Origin of the sequence: Amycolatopsis acidiphila, from assembly GCF_021391495.1 — a bacterium.
GTDB lineage: Bacteria > Actinomycetota > Actinomycetes > Mycobacteriales > Pseudonocardiaceae > Amycolatopsis_E > Amycolatopsis_E acidiphila.
On record NZ_CP090063.1, the window covers coordinates 6,574,617 to 6,591,260 of the forward strand.

General features: G+C 70.8%; 18 protein-coding genes and 1 pseudogene. 11 read left to right on the forward strand and 8 right to left on the reverse strand.

What is annotated here, in order from left to right; translation table 11 throughout:
* The 3 genes from LWP59_RS32160 (at nucleotide 1) to LWP59_RS32170 (ending at nucleotide 2,906) form a co-directional block, all read left to right on the forward strand.
* Nucleotides 1-768: an ATP-binding cassette domain-containing protein gene (locus tag LWP59_RS32160; protein ID WP_144644090.1), complete on the forward strand. Its 768-nt coding sequence runs from the start codon at nucleotides 1-3 to the stop codon at nucleotides 766-768.
* A gap of 88 nt (nucleotides 769-856) precedes the next feature.
* Nucleotides 857-1,900, forward strand: coding sequence for an ABC transporter permease (locus LWP59_RS32165; protein WP_144644092.1), 1,044 nt, complete (start codon nucleotides 857-859; stop codon nucleotides 1,898-1,900).
* A 25-nt stretch (nucleotides 1,901-1,925) separates the two neighbouring features.
* Nucleotides 1,926-2,906, forward strand: a complete 981-nt coding sequence (locus tag LWP59_RS32170; RefSeq protein WP_144644094.1) for an ABC transporter substrate-binding protein — start codon at nucleotides 1,926-1,928, stop codon at nucleotides 2,904-2,906.
* 40 nt (nucleotides 2,907-2,946) lie between these two features.
* Here LWP59_RS32170 and LWP59_RS32175 read toward each other — a convergent pair.
* A pseudogene (locus LWP59_RS32175) lies at nucleotides 2,947-3,653 on the reverse strand (isocitrate lyase/PEP mutase family protein).
* Entirely contained in the window at nucleotides 3,650-4,105 is a 456-nt protein-coding gene (locus LWP59_RS32180) for a carboxymuconolactone decarboxylase family protein (RefSeq protein WP_144644096.1), read from the reverse strand. Before LWP59_RS32180 ends, LWP59_RS32175 begins: the two are co-directional and overlap by 4 nt.
* 45 nt (nucleotides 4,106-4,150) lie before the next feature.
* On the opposite strand from LWP59_RS32180, the gene pdxR reads away from it, so the two are divergent.
* From pdxR to LWP59_RS32195, 3 genes are all read left to right on the forward strand, one after another.
* A complete protein-coding gene (gene pdxR / locus LWP59_RS32185; protein WP_144644098.1) occupies nucleotides 4,151-5,536 on the forward strand; it encodes a MocR-like pyridoxine biosynthesis transcription factor PdxR in 1,386 nt (461 codons plus the stop codon).
* 225 nt (nucleotides 5,537-5,761) lie between these two features.
* Nucleotides 5,762-5,992, forward strand: a complete 231-nt coding sequence (locus LWP59_RS32190) for an MBL fold metallo-hydrolase (protein WP_144644100.1) — start codon at nucleotides 5,762-5,764, stop codon at nucleotides 5,990-5,992.
* 31 nt (nucleotides 5,993-6,023) lie between these two features.
* The gene (locus LWP59_RS32195; RefSeq protein WP_229857773.1) at nucleotides 6,024-6,524 is read left to right on the forward strand and encodes a GrpB family protein; all 501 of its coding nucleotides are present in this window, start codon (nucleotides 6,024-6,026) and stop codon (nucleotides 6,522-6,524) included.
* Here LWP59_RS32195 and LWP59_RS32200 read toward each other — a convergent pair.
* The 4 genes from LWP59_RS32200 to LWP59_RS32215 are packed head-to-tail and all read right to left on the reverse strand — an operon-like array spanning nucleotide 6,521 to nucleotide 10,894.
* Nucleotides 6,521-7,621, reverse strand: a complete 1,101-nt coding sequence (locus LWP59_RS32200; protein WP_144644122.1) for an IS630 family transposase — start codon at nucleotides 7,619-7,621, stop codon at nucleotides 6,521-6,523. The genes LWP59_RS32195 and LWP59_RS32200 overlap by 4 nt on opposite strands.
* A gap of 44 nt (nucleotides 7,622-7,665) precedes the next feature.
* Nucleotides 7,666-8,724, reverse strand: coding sequence for an NAD(+)/NADH kinase (locus LWP59_RS32205; RefSeq protein ID WP_144644104.1), 1,059 nt, complete (start codon nucleotides 8,722-8,724; stop codon nucleotides 7,666-7,668).
* 5 nt (nucleotides 8,725-8,729) lie between these two features.
* On the reverse strand, nucleotides 8,730-9,698 hold the full coding sequence (gene meaB / locus LWP59_RS32210; protein ID WP_144644106.1) for a methylmalonyl Co-A mutase-associated GTPase MeaB: 969 nt from the start codon (nucleotides 9,696-9,698) through the stop codon (nucleotides 8,730-8,732).
* A gap of 8 nt (nucleotides 9,699-9,706) precedes the next feature.
* Nucleotides 9,707-10,894, reverse strand: coding sequence for an acetyl-CoA C-acetyltransferase (locus LWP59_RS32215; RefSeq protein ID WP_144644108.1), 1,188 nt, complete (start codon nucleotides 10,892-10,894; stop codon nucleotides 9,707-9,709).
* 117 nt (nucleotides 10,895-11,011) lie between these two features.
* Between LWP59_RS32215 and mce the strand changes: the two genes are divergently transcribed.
* Nucleotides 11,012-11,449: a methylmalonyl-CoA epimerase gene (mce, locus tag LWP59_RS32220; protein ID WP_144644110.1), complete on the forward strand. Its 438-nt coding sequence runs from the start codon at nucleotides 11,012-11,014 to the stop codon at nucleotides 11,447-11,449.
* On the opposite strand, the gene LWP59_RS32225 is transcribed toward mce, so the two are convergent.
* Together LWP59_RS32225 and LWP59_RS32230 are read right to left on the reverse strand one after the other, a co-directional pair.
* On the reverse strand, nucleotides 11,442-12,014 hold the full coding sequence (locus LWP59_RS32225; RefSeq protein ID WP_144644124.1) for a TetR/AcrR family transcriptional regulator: 573 nt from the start codon (nucleotides 12,012-12,014) through the stop codon (nucleotides 11,442-11,444). The genes mce and LWP59_RS32225 overlap by 8 nt on opposite strands.
* Nucleotides 12,011-12,382 (reverse strand): SPW repeat protein, encoded by a 372-nt coding sequence (locus LWP59_RS32230; RefSeq protein ID WP_144644112.1) that lies wholly within the window; start codon nucleotides 12,380-12,382, stop codon nucleotides 12,011-12,013. The genes LWP59_RS32225 and LWP59_RS32230 overlap by 4 nt, the downstream gene beginning before the upstream one ends.
* A gap of 143 nt (nucleotides 12,383-12,525) precedes the next feature.
* Between LWP59_RS32230 and ccrA the strand changes: the two genes are divergently transcribed.
* From ccrA to LWP59_RS32250, 4 genes are read left to right on the forward strand one after another with little or no spacing between them, the layout of a single operon-like run.
* A complete protein-coding gene (ccrA, locus tag LWP59_RS32235; RefSeq protein WP_144644114.1) occupies nucleotides 12,526-13,872 on the forward strand; it encodes a crotonyl-CoA carboxylase/reductase in 1,347 nt (448 codons plus the stop codon).
* A gap of 45 nt (nucleotides 13,873-13,917) precedes the next feature.
* Nucleotides 13,918-15,027: a coiled-coil domain-containing protein gene (locus LWP59_RS32240; RefSeq protein ID WP_144644116.1), complete on the forward strand. Its 1,110-nt coding sequence runs from the start codon at nucleotides 13,918-13,920 to the stop codon at nucleotides 15,025-15,027.
* A 45-nt stretch (nucleotides 15,028-15,072) separates the two neighbouring features.
* Entirely contained in the window at nucleotides 15,073-15,522 is a 450-nt protein-coding gene (locus LWP59_RS32245; protein WP_144644118.1) for a universal stress protein, read from the forward strand.
* 7 nt (nucleotides 15,523-15,529) lie between these two features.
* Nucleotides 15,530-16,483, forward strand: coding sequence for an adenylate/guanylate cyclase domain-containing protein (locus LWP59_RS32250; protein WP_144644120.1), 954 nt, complete (start codon nucleotides 15,530-15,532; stop codon nucleotides 16,481-16,483).
* Nucleotides 16,484-16,644: the final 161 nt, after the last annotated feature.

Here is a 16,644-nt window from a genome sequence, read left to right on the forward strand (position 1 = left end):
ATGACCGACGCCGTCCTCCTGGACGCCCAGAACATCGTGAAGCACTACGGCTCGGTCGAGGCGCTGCGCGGCGCGTCGTTCCAGGCGAGAGCGGGCGAGGTCACCGCGCTGATCGGCGACAACGGCGCCGGGAAGTCGACGTTGATCAAATGCCTCTCCGGCGCCGAGCAGCCGTCCTCGGGGCGGATCCTGCTGGACGGCGAGCAGGTGCACCTCGACACCCCCACCACCGCGCGCAGGATGGGCATCGAGACCGTGTACCAGGACCTCGCGGTCGCGCCCGAGCTGGACCCGGCCGCGAACCTGTTCCTGGGCCGGGAGATCCACCGCCGTAGCATCCTCGGCAAGCTCGGGATGCTCGACAAGGCGGAGATGCGGCGCCAAGCGGTCGAGGAGTTCAAACGACTCGGCGTGACGCTGCAGAGCACGGACGTGCCCATCGGGTCGCTTTCGGGCGGGCAGCGCCAGAGCGTCGCGGTGGCGCGGTCGGTGGTGTGGGCGAGCAAGGTCGTCTTCATGGACGAGCCGACCGCGGCGCTCGGCGTGGTGCAGCGCGAGCGCGTGCTGGACGTGATCCGCCGGGTCCGCGACCAGGGCATCGCGGTGGTGCTGATCAGCCACAACATGCCCGAGGTGCTCTCGGTGTCGGACCGGATCGAGGTGCTGCGCCTCGGCACCCGGGTGGCCCGCTTCCAGGCCGCGGACACCAAGCTCGAGGACCTCGTGGCGGCGATGACCGGCGCGCTGACTCAGGAGGAGGCGGCATGAGGACTGCTCGCAGGTCCGGATCATCGAGCACCATGTTCGCCGACGACATGACACCGGCGCGGCTTGCCGCGCGCCACGAGGAGGCGGCATGACGGCCACCGAGGAGATCCAGTCCACTGTGGACGGCGGTGTCGGCAAGCGCTCGCTGGGCCAACGGCTGATCGGCGCGAACACGTTCTGGATCGCGCTCGTGCTGGTCGCGCTGATCGTGGTGTTCAGCGTGCTCAAGCCGGGCCAGTTCGCGACCGTCTTCACGTTCCAGACGCTGCTGATCGAGACCTCGGTCCTGCTCGTGCTCTCGGTCGGGATGACGTTCGTGATCATCACCTCCGGGATCGACCTGTCCGTCGGCTCGGTGCTGATCTTCGCCGGGATGGTCTGCGGCAAGACGATGGAAGCGCTTTCCCCGGGCGGCAACGCCAGTGCCGCCGGCTGGGGCGTGATCGTCGTCGGGCTGGTCGTGGCTGTGCTGTCCGGCACGATCTGGGGCCTGATCAACGGGTTCCTCATCGCGGTCGCGAAGATCCCGCCGCTGATCGTCACCCTCGGCACGATGGGCGCGGCGCTCGGCGCGGCGTACCTACTCAACAACGGTTCGGACGTGCGCAGCGTGCCGACGGTGCTCAACAAGACGCTCGGCTACGGCACGTCGTTCGGCGGCATCCCGAACCTGGTGCTGGTGGCGGTGGTCATCACGCTGATCGGCGCGTGGCTGCTGCACACGACGAAGTTCGGCCGCTACACCTACGCGGTCGGCTCGAACGCCGAGGCCGCCCGCCGGTCGGGCATCGGGGTCACGGCGCACCTGCTCAAGGTGTACCTGCTGACCGGTTTCCTGGCCGGCATCGCGGGGTTCATGTCGCTGGCCTACTACGCCTCGACCACGATCACCGCGCACACCACGGACAACCTGAACGCGATCGCGGCGACGGTGATGGGCGGCACGAGCCTGTTCGGCGGCATCGGCTCGGTGCTCGGCACGGTCATCGGGGTGTTCATCCCGGCCGTGCTGAAGAAGGGGTTCAACATCACCCAGGTGCCGGACTTCTGGCAGATGATCGCGGTCGGCGCGGTGCTCATCGCCGCCGTCTGGTTCGACCAGCGCCGCCGTCGGCAGCGCAATTCCCGGTAACTACTACAACGAAGTAGAGGTCAGCATGAAGAAGGTGCTCACGGCGGGAACGGCCGTCGCGGCGGCGGTCCTGCTCGCGGCCTGTGGCTCCGGCCAGGTCGGCGGGTCCGGCGGCGGCGACAGCGTGCAGAACAACAAGCAGCTCGCGCTGATCCCCGGTGTGCAGGCCGAACCGTTCTACATCTCGATGCAGTGCGGCGCGGAGGCCGAGGCGAAGAAGCTCGGCTACACCGTCACCACCTCGGCACCGCAGAAGTTCGACGCGGCACTGCAGACGGAGAAGGTCAACGCGCTGGGCTCCAGCCCGCCGGCCGCGCTGCTGATCGCCCCGACCGATGACACGGCGATGCTCGCGCCGATCCAGCAGGTCGCCAACCGCGGCACGAAGATCGTGCAGGTGGACACGGCGCTGAAGGACTCGAGCCTGGCCGTCTCGTCGATCTCCTCGGACAACGTCGAGGGCGGCAAGCTCGCGGCGCAGACCCTGGCGCAGCTGGTGGGCGACAAGCCAGGTTCGGTGCTGGTGCTCGACACCATCGCGGGCACCTCGACCACCGCGGCGCGGGCGCAGGGCTTCAGCGACGAGCTGAAGAACCACCCGAACCTGAAGTCGATCGGCATCCAGTTCACCCAGAACGAGCCGGAGCAGGCGGCGGCGAAGGTCACCGCGGCACTGGCCTCGACCCCGGACCTGATCGGCATCTTCGCCACCAACCTCAACACCGGTGAGGGTGCGGCGACCGGGCTGCGCAACGCGGGCAAGATCGGCCAGGTCAACCTGGTCGGCTTCGACGCCAGTCCGTCCGAGGTGGACGGTCTGCGCAGCGGCGAGTACCAGGCGCTGATCGCGCAGGACCCGGCCATGATCGGCCAGCAGGGCGTGGACCAGGCCGTCGCGGCGCTGGAGAACAAGCCGGTGACGAAGACGCTCACCGCGCCACTGCACTCCCTCACCAAGGCGAACATGGACGCCAACTCGCAGTACTTCTACAAGCAGCAGTGCTGAGCCGGGAGTGGGCGGACAGCGTGTGCTGTCCGCCCACTTCTCACATCTGCTTCAGGTGCTCCGCGAGCCACGTGCGAGTGGCCCGCCAGAGCCCGGCCCCCAGCGAGATCCGCGCGACGCCGAGCGCGGCCGGATCGGCGTCCGGGATGCGGTTCCCGTTGACCGCCGCGGGGCTCACGGCCCGCACGAACTCCCCCAGCACCTCCGGGGAACGGATCGCGATCGGGTACACGCAGTCCGCGCCCGCCGCGAGATACGCCTTCGCCCGCTCGATCGCCTCCGGCAGCGCCGCCTGCTGGTCCCCTCGAGGAACAGGTCGATCCGCGCGTTGAGCACCAGGTCCTGGCCGGCGGCCTCCCGCACCGCGGCGAGCCGGTCGGCCTGCTCGCCGACCGCGCGGATCCCGCCGCGGGCGTGGTCGGTGTCCTCCAGGTTGCACCCCACCGCGCCGGCGCCGAGCAACCGCTCGGCCAGCTCGGCGGCGGGCAGCCCGTATCCCGACTCGGCGTCCACCGTCACCGGGACCGAAACCGCCCGCGCGATCCGCGCCGCCGCGGCGAACATCTCCTCCGCCGGCGCCTGCTCCCCGTCGGCGTAGCCGAGCGCGGCCGCCACGGCGACCGAACTCGTGGCCACCACGGGAAACCCGGCCTCTTCGACGAGCCGTGCGCTGTCGGCGTCCCAGGCGTTCGGCAGCAGGAGAGGGTTGCCGGGGACGTGCAGGGCGCGCAGCGCCGCGGCCGTCACCGGGGCACCGGCGTGCGGCTGGTGACGTTGAGCCGGTTGAAGGCGTTCATCGTGGTCACGGCCCAGGCGACGGCGGCGTACTGCTCCTCGGTGAGCACCGCGGTCGCCTGCTCGTACACCTCGTCCGGCACGTCCTGCGTCTGCGACAGCTTGGTCATCGCATCGGTCAGCGCGAGCGCCGCACGCTCCTGCTCGGTGTAGCGATCGGTCTCCCGCCACGCGTCGAGCAGGTAGATCCGCTGTTCGGTCTCGCCGTGCTCGCGGGCGTACTTCACGTGCATGTCGAGGCAGAACGCGCAGCCGTTGAGCTGCGAGGCCCGGATCTTGCACAGTTCGAGGATCAACGGGTCGAGGCCGGCGTCAGCGGCCAGCTTGTTCACGGAGTTGTTCAGTTCGATCAGTTGCTTCAGCAGTTCCGGCTGCTTGCGGCTGAGTGGGTATCGCGTGCTCATGCGTTCACGCTATCGTCGACTGGCACACGAGTATGGTCCAGTCTCATGGCGGATTCGTGGTCCAGTTCGGGTTGGGACGTGCACCTCGACTGGCGGCCGGGCAGCGGGCGGCAGGGGCTCGCGGACGCCGTGCGCCGGGCGGTCCGGGACGGACGGCTCGGCCCCGGGACGGCCCTGCCGTCGACCCGCGCGCTCGCGAAGGACCTCGGGATCGCCCGCGGCACCGTCACCCGGGTGTACGCCGACCTCACCGTCGAGGGCTACCTGCGCACGAGCCAGGGCGCGCCGACGCGGGTCGCCGCGGTGAGCTCGCCGTCGTCGCTGAAGGAAAAGGCGGGCCCGCGGGCCGCGCCGTGGGTGCCGGACGCCCGCTGGGACCTCTACCCCGGGCGTCCGGATCTGTCGTCTTTCCCGCGTGCCGCTTGGCTTTCCGCGACCCGCCGGGTGCTTCAGGAGGCGCCGGCGAGCGTGTTCGACTACGGCGACCAGCACGGTTCGGCGGTGCTGCGGGAAGCGCTCGCGCGTTACCTGTCCCGCAGCCGCGGTGTCCTCGCCGAGCCCGACCGCATCATCGTCTGCGGCGGGTTCAGCCACGGCCTGTCGGCGCTCGCGCGCGTCCTGCACGAGCGCGGTGACGCGGAGGTGGCCTTCGAGAACCCTTCGCTGCCCCAGTTTCGCGACCACGTGACGCGGGCCGGTTTGGAGGTCGTCGCCGTCCCGGTGGACGAGCACGGGCTGCGAGTGTCCGAACTGGACAGTCCCGCCGTCGTCGTGACACCCGCGCACCAGTATCCGTTGGGCGTCACGCTGGCCCCGGAACGCCGGACGGCGCTGGCCCGGTGGGCCACCGGCACCGGCGGGCTGGCGATCGAGGACGACTACGACGGCGAGTTCCGGTTCGACCGCCGTCCGGTCGGCGCGCTGCAAGCCCTTGCGCCGGAACGGGTCGTGTACGCGGGCACGGTCAGCAAGACGCTCGCGCCCGCTCTGCGGATCGGCTGGCTCGTGCTGCCGCGGTTCCTGGTCGAGCCGGTGCGCGCGGCGCTGGCCGACACCGGCTGGCGGCCGCCGGTCGTGGACCACCTGGTGCTGGCCGAGATGCTGAACTCGGGGGCGTACGACCGGCACGTGCGGCAACGGCGGCTCGCCTACCGCAGGCGGCGCGACCGGTTGCTGTCCCTGCTGCCGCCGGGGATCACGGCGGTCGGCATCTCGGCGGGGCTGCACGTGCTGCTCCTGCTTCCGGCAGGCCTGTCCGAGGAGCAGGTGGTCCGTGCGGCACTGCGCGAGTCCGTCGCGATCGACGGGCTCGGGCGGCACTGGTTCGGCGAGGCCGAGCGGCTGCCGGGCGTCGTGCTCGGCTACGCGACCCCGGCGGAGCACGCCTTCGGCCCGGCGATCGAGACGCTGATGAAGGTGATCACGCCATGAGCTGTTCGGGGCCCCGCGCCGGGTTTTCCCGTTCTGACTTCGGCCGCATGGAGAAGCTGGAGGTGCCGCCGCAGCTGCGGATGCTGCCGGTGCGCCCGGCTCGCGAGCGAGGCCGACGCGGCGATCCTGCGTGGTCTCGCGCCGGGGCCGAGGCCGGTGCTGGAGGACTGGGAACGCCCGATCCTCGAGCGCGTCTCGGTGGGGTTGCCGTGGACGATGCCACCGATGACCGTCGAGGTGGGCGTGTCCGGCGGGGAGACCCTGGACTTCGGCGGCGGGGCCGAGGTGATCGCCGTGCCCGGGCATACCGAGGGGAGCATCCAGGACCGCGCCCGCACGGCCGAGTCGTTCCGCCGCCCGGCCGCACTGGACGTGGACACGGCCTGCTTCGGCCACGGCGACCCGACTCGTCGGGCGGCGCGGGGAAGCGGCCCCGCGAGGTGCCGGAGGGGTTGAGCTGAGCGATCCGCCCTGGGCGCACGAACCCGTGGAAGTCGTCCCCCACGACCCGCGGTGGATCACCGCGGCCCTCGCCGAACGCGAGTCGCTGGCCGCGGTTCTCGGGCCGTGGCTGGTCGACGGCGTCGAACATGTCGGCTCCACGGCCGTACCCGGGCTCGCGGCCAAGCCGATCGTCGACCTGATGGCCTCCGTCACCGACGCTGCGGCAGTGGCAGCTGAGGCAGCGAGCCGACTCGCGGCGGCGGGGTGGCATTTCGTGCCACCGGAACTGGACGGGCGGCCGTGGCGGCGGTTCTTCGTCAAGCCGGACGCCACCGGCCGCCGTCGGGCGGCCCACCTGCACCTGGTCGCCTCCGGCCACCCCCGGTGGGCGGACCAGCTCGCCTTCCGGGACCTGCTGAGGCGGGACGGCAACGTGGCCGAGCGGTACGAACAACTCAAGCTCGGCCTCGCGAAGCGACACGGGCACGATCGCGAGGCCTACTCGCGAGCGAAGGGCGAGTTCATCGCCCGGGCGCTCGCCTAGTGGTCCGTCTGGGTTTTGATCTGGTGGAGGGTGGTGCGGCCGCGTTGGACCTTGGTGATGATGTCTTCGGCGGTTGCCTTCCACACGAATGGCTTGGGGTCGGTGTTCCAGTGTTCCGCCCAGGCGGTGATGGCCTGTTTGAGGTCGTCAACGCTGGTGAACGCGCCGCGCCGAAGTCGTTTGTCGGTCAACTCTTTGAACCATCGCTCGACCACGTTCAGCCAGGAACTGGAGGTCGGGGTGACATGCAGATGCCAGCGCCGACGGTCCTTGTGGGCCAGCCATTTCGTGACCTCGGGTGCGGTGTGCGCGGAGAGGTTGTCCAGCACCACATGCACGCCCAGCCCACGCGGAACGGTCTTGTCGATCTGTTTAAAGAACCGCAGCACGTCCGCGCCTGCATGGCCCTTGCGCAGCTCGGTAAGGACTTCGCCGGTGCCGATGTTCATCGCCGCGAACAGGTCGATCGTGCCGTGCCGCTTGTAGTCATGGGTCATCGTCTGCGCACGACCGCGTTTCATCGGCAACGACGGCTGGGTCCGATCCAGGGCCTGGCACTGTGTTTTCTCGTCGAAGCTGAACACCACCGCACGAGCCGGCGGCCGCAGATACACCCCGACCACATCGACCAGCTTTTCTTCGAACTGCGGATCATTACTGATCTTGAACGTGTCCACCTTCCACGGTTTCAAGCCGTGGTCGGCCCAGATCCGCGCCACCGAGTCCTTGCCGATCCCGACCCGGGCAGCCATCGTGCGCGTGGTCCAGTGCGTGGCCCCACCCGGAGGCGAGTCATGCGCGGTGGCGTGCAGCACCTCTTCCACAGTGCCGGCGGGCAGACTGGGCTTGCGTCCACGCCCCTGGGCAATACGCCCGACACCCGCGACACCGGCCTCCGCGAACCGGGACCGCCAGCGGCGCACCGCATCAGAGTCCACACCCGACCGGCGTGCGATCTCCTCGTTGGCCACACCATCCGCCGCCCACAACAACGCCCGCGCCTGCACCACCTGCCGGTGCGGCAACCTCGACGAGGCCGCCACCCGACTCAGATCGGCACGCTGCTCATCCGTCATCGGCAAGGCCGCAGCAACCATGACCAGCATCATACAAACCACCACGACAAATCACAGACACACCACTAGTCCCCCTCCGCCGGGCCCGGGTGGGCGAGGTCCGGCGGCACCGGCTCGTTCGGGGCGTAGGCCGGCGGCCGGCCGTCCGCGAGCGCCGCCGCCGAGTCGACCAGGCCGAAGCGGTCCCGCACCTTGCCCAGGAAGTCCGGCTCCGACAAGCGCACCAGCTTCGAGCGCTTGGGCGCGCCGTACACAGTGATCCAGTCGCCCGGGTCGAGCACCCCGCGCAGCTGCCCGTCCACGCTCACCGCCACCTGGCCCGAGTGCTCCAGCACCAGGATCCCCACCCGCTGCGAGCTGTCGAGCACCACGCTCCGGTTGAACACCATGTGCGCGGCGACCGGCGTGAACACCAGCGCGTCCAGATGCGGCGACACGATCGGCCCGCCCGCGGCGAAGCTGTACGCCGTCGAGCCGGTCGACGACGCCACGATCAGCGCGTCGGCCGAGTAGGACGCGAAGAGCTTCCCGCCGACGTACACCGCGAGGCTGGCCTGCCGGTCCCGCGCGAGCTTCTCCGCCACGATGTCGTTGAGCGCCAGCACGTCCAGCGGCACCCCCCAGCCGGCCGCGCTGTTCATCCCCGGCCGCACGTGCGGCGGCGGCAGCATCGGCCCGCGCCCGTACCGCAGCATCGCCTCCATCCCGTCCGGGATCTCCAGCGGCCGCGACGCACGCATGGTCAGCGTCATCCGGGCGTCGACGGTCATCTCGCCGCGGTGCACCGCGTCCAGCGCGTTGGTCAGGTCGTTCGTGCTCACCTCGGTGAGAAACCCGACACGCCCGACGTTCACCCCCAACACCAGCGCGCCGGTCGGCCCGGCGACCCGCACCCCGCGCAGGAACGTCCCGTCCCCGCCGACGGTGACGATCAGGTCGGGGCTGCCGGCCCGCGCCGCCTCTTCCCTGGCGTTGAGGCGGTGGCCGTGGACGTCGTCCCACACGTCGATGTCGGCACACGGGATGTCGTGCGCCGCCGCCCAGCGCCGCACCTCCCTGGCCGCCGCGAGGGCCACCTCCTTGCCGCCGTGAACGACGAGACCGATCCGCTCGACAGGCACCATGCTTCCTATTGTCCGGACCGGAGCTGATCGAGCAGCGCATCGGCCGCCGCATAGGGGTCCAGCGTCCGGTCCACGACCTTTTCGGCCAGCTCGTTCAGGTGACCACCGCCGCGGGTGTCCGCGAGTTCGGCCCGCAACCGCCGCAACGCGATCGCCTCCACCTCGCTCGCCGCGCGGTGCACCCGCCGCCGCACGAGCTCGCCGTGCCCGCCGAGCCAGTCGTGGTGCTCGGCGAGCGCGCGCACCAGCTCGTCCGCCCCCTCGCCGCGGGAAGCCACGGTCGACACGATCGGCTGCCGCCAGCTCTCGCCGCGGACCTCCCGCCGGGCCATCGAGATCATCTGCTTCAGGTCCCGGACGACGGTCTCGGCGCCGTCGCGGTCGGCCTTGTTCACGACGAACACGTCCGCGATCTCCAGCACCCCGGCCTTCGCCGCCTGGATGCCGTCGCCCATCCCCGGCGCGAGCAGCACCACGGTGGTGTCGGCGAGCTTCACGACGTCCACTTCGGACTGTCCGACCCCGACGGTCTCGATGAGCACCACGTCGAACCCGGCCGCGTCGAGCACCCGGACGGCCTGCGGTGTGGCCCAGGCGAGCCCGCCGAGGTGGCCGCGGGTGGCCATCGAGCGGATGAACACACCGGGGTCGGTGGCGTGCTCGGTCATCCGGATGCGGTCACCGAGCAGCGCGCCGCCCGAGAACGGCGACGACGGGTCGATCGCGAGCACCCCGACCCGCTTGCCCTCCTTGCGCAGCGCGGAGAGCAGCATCGACGTCGAGGTCGACTTGCCGACTCCCGGCGGCCCGGTCAGCCCGATCACCCGGGCGTGCCCGGTGTGCGGGGTCAGCGCGGCCGCCACCTCACGCAGGCGCGGATGAGCGTCCTCGACCAGGGAGATCAGCTTGGCGACAGCGCGCGGTTGGCCCTCTCGTGCGCGGTCGACCAGCTCGGCGACTTTCAACGGCGGCATGCCGCCATCTAAGCGGAGGGAACCCTCAGCAGCAGCGCGTCGCCCTGACCGCCGCCGCCGCACAGGGCGGCCGCGCCGAGGCCGCCGCCGCGGCGGCGCAGCTCGTTGATCAGGTGCACGGCCAGCCGGGCGCCGGAAGCGCCGATGGGGTGCCCGAGCGCGATCGCACCGCCGTTGACGTTGACCCTGTCCGTGTCCAGGCCGAGCTTCTGACTGGACACGACACCCACCGCGGCGAACGCCTCGTTGATCTCCACCAGGTCCAGCGCGCTTACGTCGAGCTTCGCCTTCGCCAACGCGGCCTTGATCGCGTTCGACGGCTGCTCGTGCAGGCTGGCATCCGGACCCGCGACCACGCCGTGCGCGCCGATCTCGGCGAGCGGGGTGATGCCCAGCTCCTCGGCCTTCTCCCGGCTGGCCACGACGACCGCCGCCGCTCCGTCGGAGATCTGCGAGGAGGAGCCCGCGGTGATGGTGCCGTCGGGGGCGAACGCGGGACGCAGCTTCGCCAGGCCCTCGGCCGTCGTGTCGCCGCGGACGCCCTCGTCGGTGTCGAAGACGACCGGTTCGCCCTTGCGTTGCGGAATCGAGACGGGGGCGATCTCCTCCTTGAACACGCCGGAGGCGATCGCGGCCGCAGCCCGCCGGTGCGAGCGCGCGGAGAACTCGTCCTGCTGCTCGCGGGTGATGCCGTAGCGCGAGTTGTGCTTCTCGGTGGAGGAGCCCATGGCGACCTGGTCGAACGCGCAGAACAGTCCGTCGTAGGCCATGTGGTCCACCAGCGTCGTGTCGCCGTACTTGAAGCCCGAGCGCGACTTCGGCAGCAGGTGCGGCGCCTGGGTCATCGACTCCTGGCCGCCCGCCACGACCAGGTCGAACTCGCCCGCGCGGATCAGCTGGTCGGCCAGCGCGATGGCGTCGAGGCCGGACAGGCATACCTTGTTGATGGTCAGCGCGGGCACGTCCATCGGGATGCCGGCCGCGACCGCGGCCTGCCGGGCCGGGATCTGGCCGGCGCCGGCGGTGAGCACCTGGCCCATGATCGTGTACTGCACGGCTTCCGGCGCGACGCCGGCCCGCTCGAGCGCGGCCTTGATCGCCACCCCGCCCAGCTGCGCACCGGAGAAGTCCTTCAGGGAACCCAGCAGTCGACCGATCGGGGTACGCGCGGCCCCCAGGATCACCGAACCGGACACAACAGCCTCCAAGAGCGAACGACGGCGGTCATCTCGACGATACCCGGCAGCCCCACCCGGTACAGGTGTGAGCCGCGGCACGGGACCCGCCCGGGCCCAGCCCCTATGCTCCCGGTTATGGATGACGCGCTGAAAACGCTCGTGACCACCATCGATCACGTCGGCATCGCCGTGCCGGACCTCGATGCGGCGATCGATTTCTACGCGGAGAACTTCGGCATGCGCGCCACGCACACCGAGGTCAACGAGGAGCAGGGCGTCCGCGAGGCGATGCTGCACGCGCCGGGCGACGAGTCCGGCCCGGCGATCCAGTTGCTCGCGCCGCTGCGGCCCGACTCGACGATCGCGAAGTTCCTCGACAGCAAGGGCCCCGGGCTGCAGCAGGTCGCCTACCGGGTGCAGGACGTGGAAGCAGCCGCGGAAACTTTGCGCGCCAAGGGTTTGCGCCTGCTCTACGACAAGGCCAAGCGTGGCACCTCGAACAGCCGGGTCAACTTCGTGCATCCCAAGGACGCCGGCGGCGTGCTGGTGGAACTGGTCGAGCCCGCTAAGTAGCCGGGCGCGCCATCAGCGCGTCCGCGATGAAGTTCAGCTCGCGCTCCATCAGGCCCGGCGGCTGGTCCTCGTGCCGCGCGACCGAATGGCGGTAGCTCACGGCGAGTGCGAGCAGCCCGGCGGCGCTGTCGACGTCAGCGACGGCGACCCCGCCCTCGCCCGCGGCGAGGATCACCGCCCGCACCTGCCGCACCAGCACCTGGAACCGGTCGTGCAGCGCGTCGCGCACCGCGCGGTGCGTGTCGGCCTCGCGCCAGAGCAGGTGCGACAGCATGCGTGAGCGGGCGAGCCGGGCGTCCAGCTCGGAGACCAGACGCCGCAAGCTCTCCGCGATGTCCCCCGGCACCACCACCAGCGCCGGGTCGATCTGCTCGTCGGGCAGGCGTTTGATCAGCGCGCCCAGCAGGTCGGCCTTGCGCCGGAAGTAGTAGTGCACCAGACCTTTCGGCACGCTCGCGCGTTCCGCGATGCGCGAGGTCGGCGTGGCGTCGAAACCCGATTCGGCGAACAGCTCCTCGGCCGCGGCGAGAATGCGCTCCCTCGCCGGGGGTTCTTCCTTGCTCAGTGCTGGCCCGCCATCCTGCCGTGGCTGGCGTTCGCGACCGGCAGCGCCGCGGCGCCCGCGATCGCGGTCAGCCCGCCGATGATCCACGCCGACCACGAAGCGGCGGTCAGATCCGTGTAGCTCATCACCCAGGGCGAGATGAACAGCAGTGCGCCGAGCACGATCTGCAGCCCTTCGCCGTAGACCAGTCCCGGCATCGCCAGCGACAGCAGACCGTCGAGCGCGATCAGCGCGCCCAGCACGATCATCGTCCACATGACGGCGTTGTCGGTGTCCACCCACAGGAAGGACAGCACCGCCACCACTCCCAGTACGACCTCGGCCCAGTCGTGCGGACGCATCCATGCACGCGTCGAGGTTTCGGCCATCGTGATCACCTCCTGGAAAGCATCGTCGCCTTCCCGCTCATAGTGCGCCTTGGTTGGCCGCCCGGTCAAGAATCATGGGTGGCGCGCGAGGTTACCGGCCAGTAATGTCAGGCTCCCGCAGTCACGCACGAAAGGGCCCCTCCATGACGCAAGGGACGCTGAAGGAGATCCGGGACGCGATTCTGTCCGGCGATCTCGACGCGGTCGGGTCGCTCGAGCTGCCCGAGTCCTACCGGGGTGTGACGGTGCACTCCGACGAGACGGGCATGTTCGAGGGCAGGGCGACCCGCGAGAAGGACCCGCGCGAGTCGCTGCACGTCGACGACGTGCCACTGCCCGAGCTGGGCCCGGGCGAGGCACTGGTGGCGGTGATGGCCAGCGCCATCAACTACAACACCGTGTGGACCTCGATCTTCGAGCCGGTTCCCACGTTCAAGTTCCTGCAGCGCTACGGCAAGCTCTCGCCGCTGTCGAAGCGGCATGACCTGCCCTACCACGTGGTCGGCTCCGACGCCGCCGGCGTCGTGCTGCGCACCGGGCCCGGCGTGCACCGCTGGAAGGCCGGCGACGAGGTCGTCGCGCACTGCCTCAACGTCGAGCTCGAAGCGCCCGACGGGCACAACGACACGATGCTCGACTCCGAGCAGCGCATCTGGGGCTTCGAGACGAACTTCGGCGGCCTCGCCGAGATCGCGCTGGTCAAGGCGAACCAGCTGATGCCGAAGCCGCGGCACCTGACCTGGGAGGAAGCGGCCTGCCCCGGCCTGGTCAACTCGACCGCGTACCGGCAGCTGGTGTCGCGCAACGGGGCCGACATGAAGCAGGGCGACGTCGTGCTGATCTGGGGCGCCTCCGGTGGCCTGGGCTCGTACGCGACCCAGTACGCGCTCAACGGCGGCGCGATCCCGGTGTGCGTCGTGTCGAGCCCGGAGAAGGCGGAGATCTGCCGCAAGCTCGGCGCAGACCTCGTCATCGACCGGAGCGCGGAGGGTTACCGGTTCTGGCAGGACGAGCAGACCCAGGACCCGAAGGAGTGGCAGCGGTTCGGCGCGAAGATCCGCGAGCTGACCGGCGGTGAGGACCCGGACATCGTGTTCGAGCACCCGGGCCGCGAGACGTTCGGCGCGTCGGTCTACGCCGCGCGACGGGGCGGCACCATCGTCACCTGCGCGTCCACGTCGGGCTACCTGCACCAGTACGACAACCGGTACCTCTGGATGAACCTCAAGCGGATCATCGGCTCGCACTTCGCGAACTACCGCGAGTCCTGGGAGGCGAACCGGCTGATCGCGAAGGGGCTGATCCACCCGACGCTGTCGAAGACCTACAGCCTGGAGGAAACCGGGCAGGCGGCGCTGGACGTGCACCGCAACGCCCATCAGGGCAAGGTCGGCGTGCTGTGCCTGGCGCCGGAGGAAGGCCTCGGCGTGCACGACGCCGAACTGCGCGAACGGCACCTCGGCGGCATCAACGCGTTCCGCGACGCGTAGCGGCCCATAACGAAGCCACTACAGCCCGCGGCTACTCTCATAGTCATGAGCCTTGGCGAGGAACGGGAGCTTGTACCGCTGGGCGCCGGCTTCGACCTGGCGAAACGCGGTTACGACCGGCATCAGGTGGACGAGCACCTGGAACGGCTCGACGGCGACCTGAAGATGCTGGCCGCCGACCGCGACGCGGCCATCACGCAGGCGGGCGATCTGGCGCGCCAGCTGGAGCAGGCCCGCGGCGAGATCGACAACCTGCGTGGCCAGGTCGAACGGCTCGGCCAGCCGCCGACGACCGTCGAAGGCCTGTCCGAACGCCTGCAGCGCATGCTCCGGCTCGCTCAGGACGAGGCGGCCGACACCCGGGCGCGCGCGGAGGCCGAGGCGGGTCACATCCGGGCGAAGGCGGAGGCCGACGCGAGCGCCATGCGCGCGCGGTACGAGCAGCTGCTGTCCGAGCTCGACGCGCGGCGCAAGGAGATGGAGACCGAGCACCGCAACGTGCTCGAGACCGCCCGCGCCGAGGCCGAGGCGATCACCCAGAAGGCCAAGGACGAATGCGACCGCCTCGGCGCCGAGGCCGAGCAGCGGCGCACCAAGGTCGAAGAGGACTTCGAGATCGCCATGGCGGCGCGGCGCAAGGAGGCCATGCGCGTCCTCGCCGAGCAGGAGGCCGCCAGCAAGGCCGACGCGGAGCGCCGGGTCCGCGAGGCCACCGAGGAAGCGACCGCAATCCGCACGACGGTTGCCGAAGAGGAGAAGACGACCAAGGCGGAGCTCGAACGCCTTCGCCGCGAGTCGATCGAGGACGCCAACCGCCGCAAGCAGGCGTCGATCACCGAGGCCAACGCCCGGCTCGCCGAAGCGACCGACGAGGCCCAGCGCCGCGTCCGCGAGGCGACCGAGGAGGCCAACAAGCGGATCAACGCCGCTGCGGACCGCGTCGAGGCGTTGCGGTCGTTGCGGGCGGGCATCGCGGACCAGGTCAAGGCGGCGCGGGCAGTGCTCGCCGAGGCGAGCTCGGTGCTCGGCGACGGTGCTTCCGGGGGCGAGGTGCCGCCGGACGAACATCCCACGAAGCCGGCCGCGCCACGCCCGGCGCCGGGCCCGGCAAAAGCTAACCCGAACAGGGCTGCGAGCAAACCGACTGGCGAGTAACCTTCACAGCCACGCGATGTGCGTGCACTTGCCGGAGGGACTCGGATGGCGGCTTACCAGACTGTTGTAGTAGGTACGGACGGTTCGGACTCGTCTTTTCGCGCGGTCGACCGCGCGGCGGCGGTGACGGCGGACTCGGGCGCGCAGCTCGTGATCGTCTGCGCGTACTACCCGGCCAGCCGCGGCGATGTCGAGAAGGCGCAGGACGTGCTCCGCGACGAGGCCTACCAGGTGGTCGGTTCCGCTCCCGCGGAGGACACGCTGCAGTCCGCCCGCGACCGCGCGGCGAAGCAGGGCGCGGCGAACGTCGAGACCATCGCGGTCCTCGGTGAGCCGGTGGAGGCGCTGCGCAAGGTCGTCTCGGAACGCTCGGCGGACCTGCTCGTCGTCGGCAACCGGGGGCTCAACACGCTCACCGGCCGCATCCTGGGCTCGGTGCCCTCGGAGGCGGCGCGCAAGTCCGGGGTCGACGTGCTGATCGTCCACACGACGTAGCGATTCCGTGGACCAAGAGCGCCTCGAACGCATCCTACTCGGCGGCGAGCGCCGGTACACGCGGCTGGAGGTCGCCGAGAAGGCGGGCGTGCCCATCGAACGGGCGACCCGCTTGTGGCGCGCGCTCGGCTTCGCCACGGTCGCGGACGACCAGGTGGTGTTCACCGACGCCGACGTGGAGGCGGTGCGCACGGCCGACCAGCTGATCTCGTCGGGGTTGCTGGACCCCCGCGTCGAGACCTCGGTGACCCGCGCGCTGGGGCAGCACCTCTCGCGGCTGGCGGAGTGGCAGGTGTCCATGTTGTGGACGCTGATCACGGAGAACGAGGAGCTCGGGCGCGACGACCGGCAGGTGGCGCTGCTGGTGGAGCGGCTGGTGCCCGAGCTGCAGCGCGTGCAGGACTTCGTGTGGCGGCGGCATCTGGCTGCCTTCGCCGGGCGCGCGCTGGCGTCGCCGGAGGAGGACCTCGAGGCGCGCACGGAGGTGGCGGGCTTCGTCGACATGGTCGGGTACACGCGGTTGACGAGGCGGATCGGCGAGGCGGAGCTGAGCGGGATCCTGGAGCGCTTCGAGGCCCTGGCGACGGAGGTCGTGGCCGAACACCGCGGCCGGATCGTGAAGATGATCGGCGACGAGGTGCTGTTCGTGGCCGACAGCCCGGTCGATGCCGCGGAGATAGCGCTGAGCCTGACGGAGCGGACCTCGGCGGACCCGGAGCTGCCGGAGGTGCGCGCGGGCCTGGCGGCGGGCCGGATCCTCAGCCGTTTCGGGGACGTCTACGGGTCGGTGGTCAACCTGGCCGCCCGCCTCACGTCGATCGCCCGCCCGGGCACGATCCTGGTGGACCGCGAACTGGCACGGGACCTGGCCTCCGCGCGGGGCTACTCGGTCCGCCCACGCCGCCCGGCCTCGGTGCGCGGCTATGCGAGGCTGCGCCCCTACGCCCTCCGCCGCGCTTGAGGCGGGGTTTGGCGGGGTTTGGCGGGGGTTGGGGGGTTTCGGTGGGGGTTTCGGTGGGGCTCGCTCCGCCGCCGGGTTTCGTGGGCGGCCATGGTGCGCGTTCTCGGTGCCCGGCTACGCACGGCTGCGCCGCTCCGCCCCCCGCGGTTGAGCAGGGTCCG

What these genes read in the sequence shown, in the direction of transcription:
- meaB (WP_144644106.1), bottom strand. Translation starts at nt 9,698, where the DNA reads ATGCCGCCGTTGAAAGTCGCCGAGCTGGTCGACCGCGCACGAGAGGGC.
- LWP59_RS32240 (WP_144644116.1), top strand. Translation starts at nt 13,918, where the DNA reads ATGAGCCTTGGCGAGGAACGGGAGCTTGTACCGCTGGGCGCCGGCTTC.
- LWP59_RS32190 (WP_144644100.1), top strand. Translation starts at nt 5,762, where the DNA reads ATGACCGTCGAGGTGGGCGTGTCCGGCGGGGAGACCCTGGACTTCGGC.
- LWP59_RS32160 (WP_144644090.1), top strand. Translation starts at nt 1, where the DNA reads ATGACCGACGCCGTCCTCCTGGACGCCCAGAACATCGTGAAGCACTAC.
- LWP59_RS32200 (WP_144644122.1), bottom strand. Translation starts at nt 7,621, where the DNA reads ATGGTTGCTGCGGCCTTGCCGATGACGGATGAGCAGCGTGCCGATCTG.
- LWP59_RS32180 (WP_144644096.1), bottom strand. Translation starts at nt 4,105, where the DNA reads ATGAGCACGCGATACCCACTCAGCCGCAAGCAGCCGGAACTGCTGAAG.
- LWP59_RS32245 (WP_144644118.1), top strand. Translation starts at nt 15,073, where the DNA reads ATGGCGGCTTACCAGACTGTTGTAGTAGGTACGGACGGTTCGGACTCG.
- mce (WP_144644110.1), top strand. Translation starts at nt 11,012, where the DNA reads ATGGATGACGCGCTGAAAACGCTCGTGACCACCATCGATCACGTCGGC.
- pdxR (WP_144644098.1), top strand. Translation starts at nt 4,151, where the DNA reads ATGGCGGATTCGTGGTCCAGTTCGGGTTGGGACGTGCACCTCGACTGG.
- LWP59_RS32170 (WP_144644094.1), top strand. Translation starts at nt 1,926, where the DNA reads ATGAAGAAGGTGCTCACGGCGGGAACGGCCGTCGCGGCGGCGGTCCTG.
- LWP59_RS32165 (WP_144644092.1), top strand. Translation starts at nt 857, where the DNA reads ATGACGGCCACCGAGGAGATCCAGTCCACTGTGGACGGCGGTGTCGGC.
- ccrA (WP_144644114.1), top strand. Translation starts at nt 12,526, where the DNA reads ATGACGCAAGGGACGCTGAAGGAGATCCGGGACGCGATTCTGTCCGGC.
- LWP59_RS32205 (WP_144644104.1), bottom strand. Translation starts at nt 8,724, where the DNA reads ATGGTGCCTGTCGAGCGGATCGGTCTCGTCGTTCACGGCGGCAAGGAG.
- LWP59_RS32230 (WP_144644112.1), bottom strand. Translation starts at nt 12,382, where the DNA reads ATGGCCGAAACCTCGACGCGTGCATGGATGCGTCCGCACGACTGGGCC.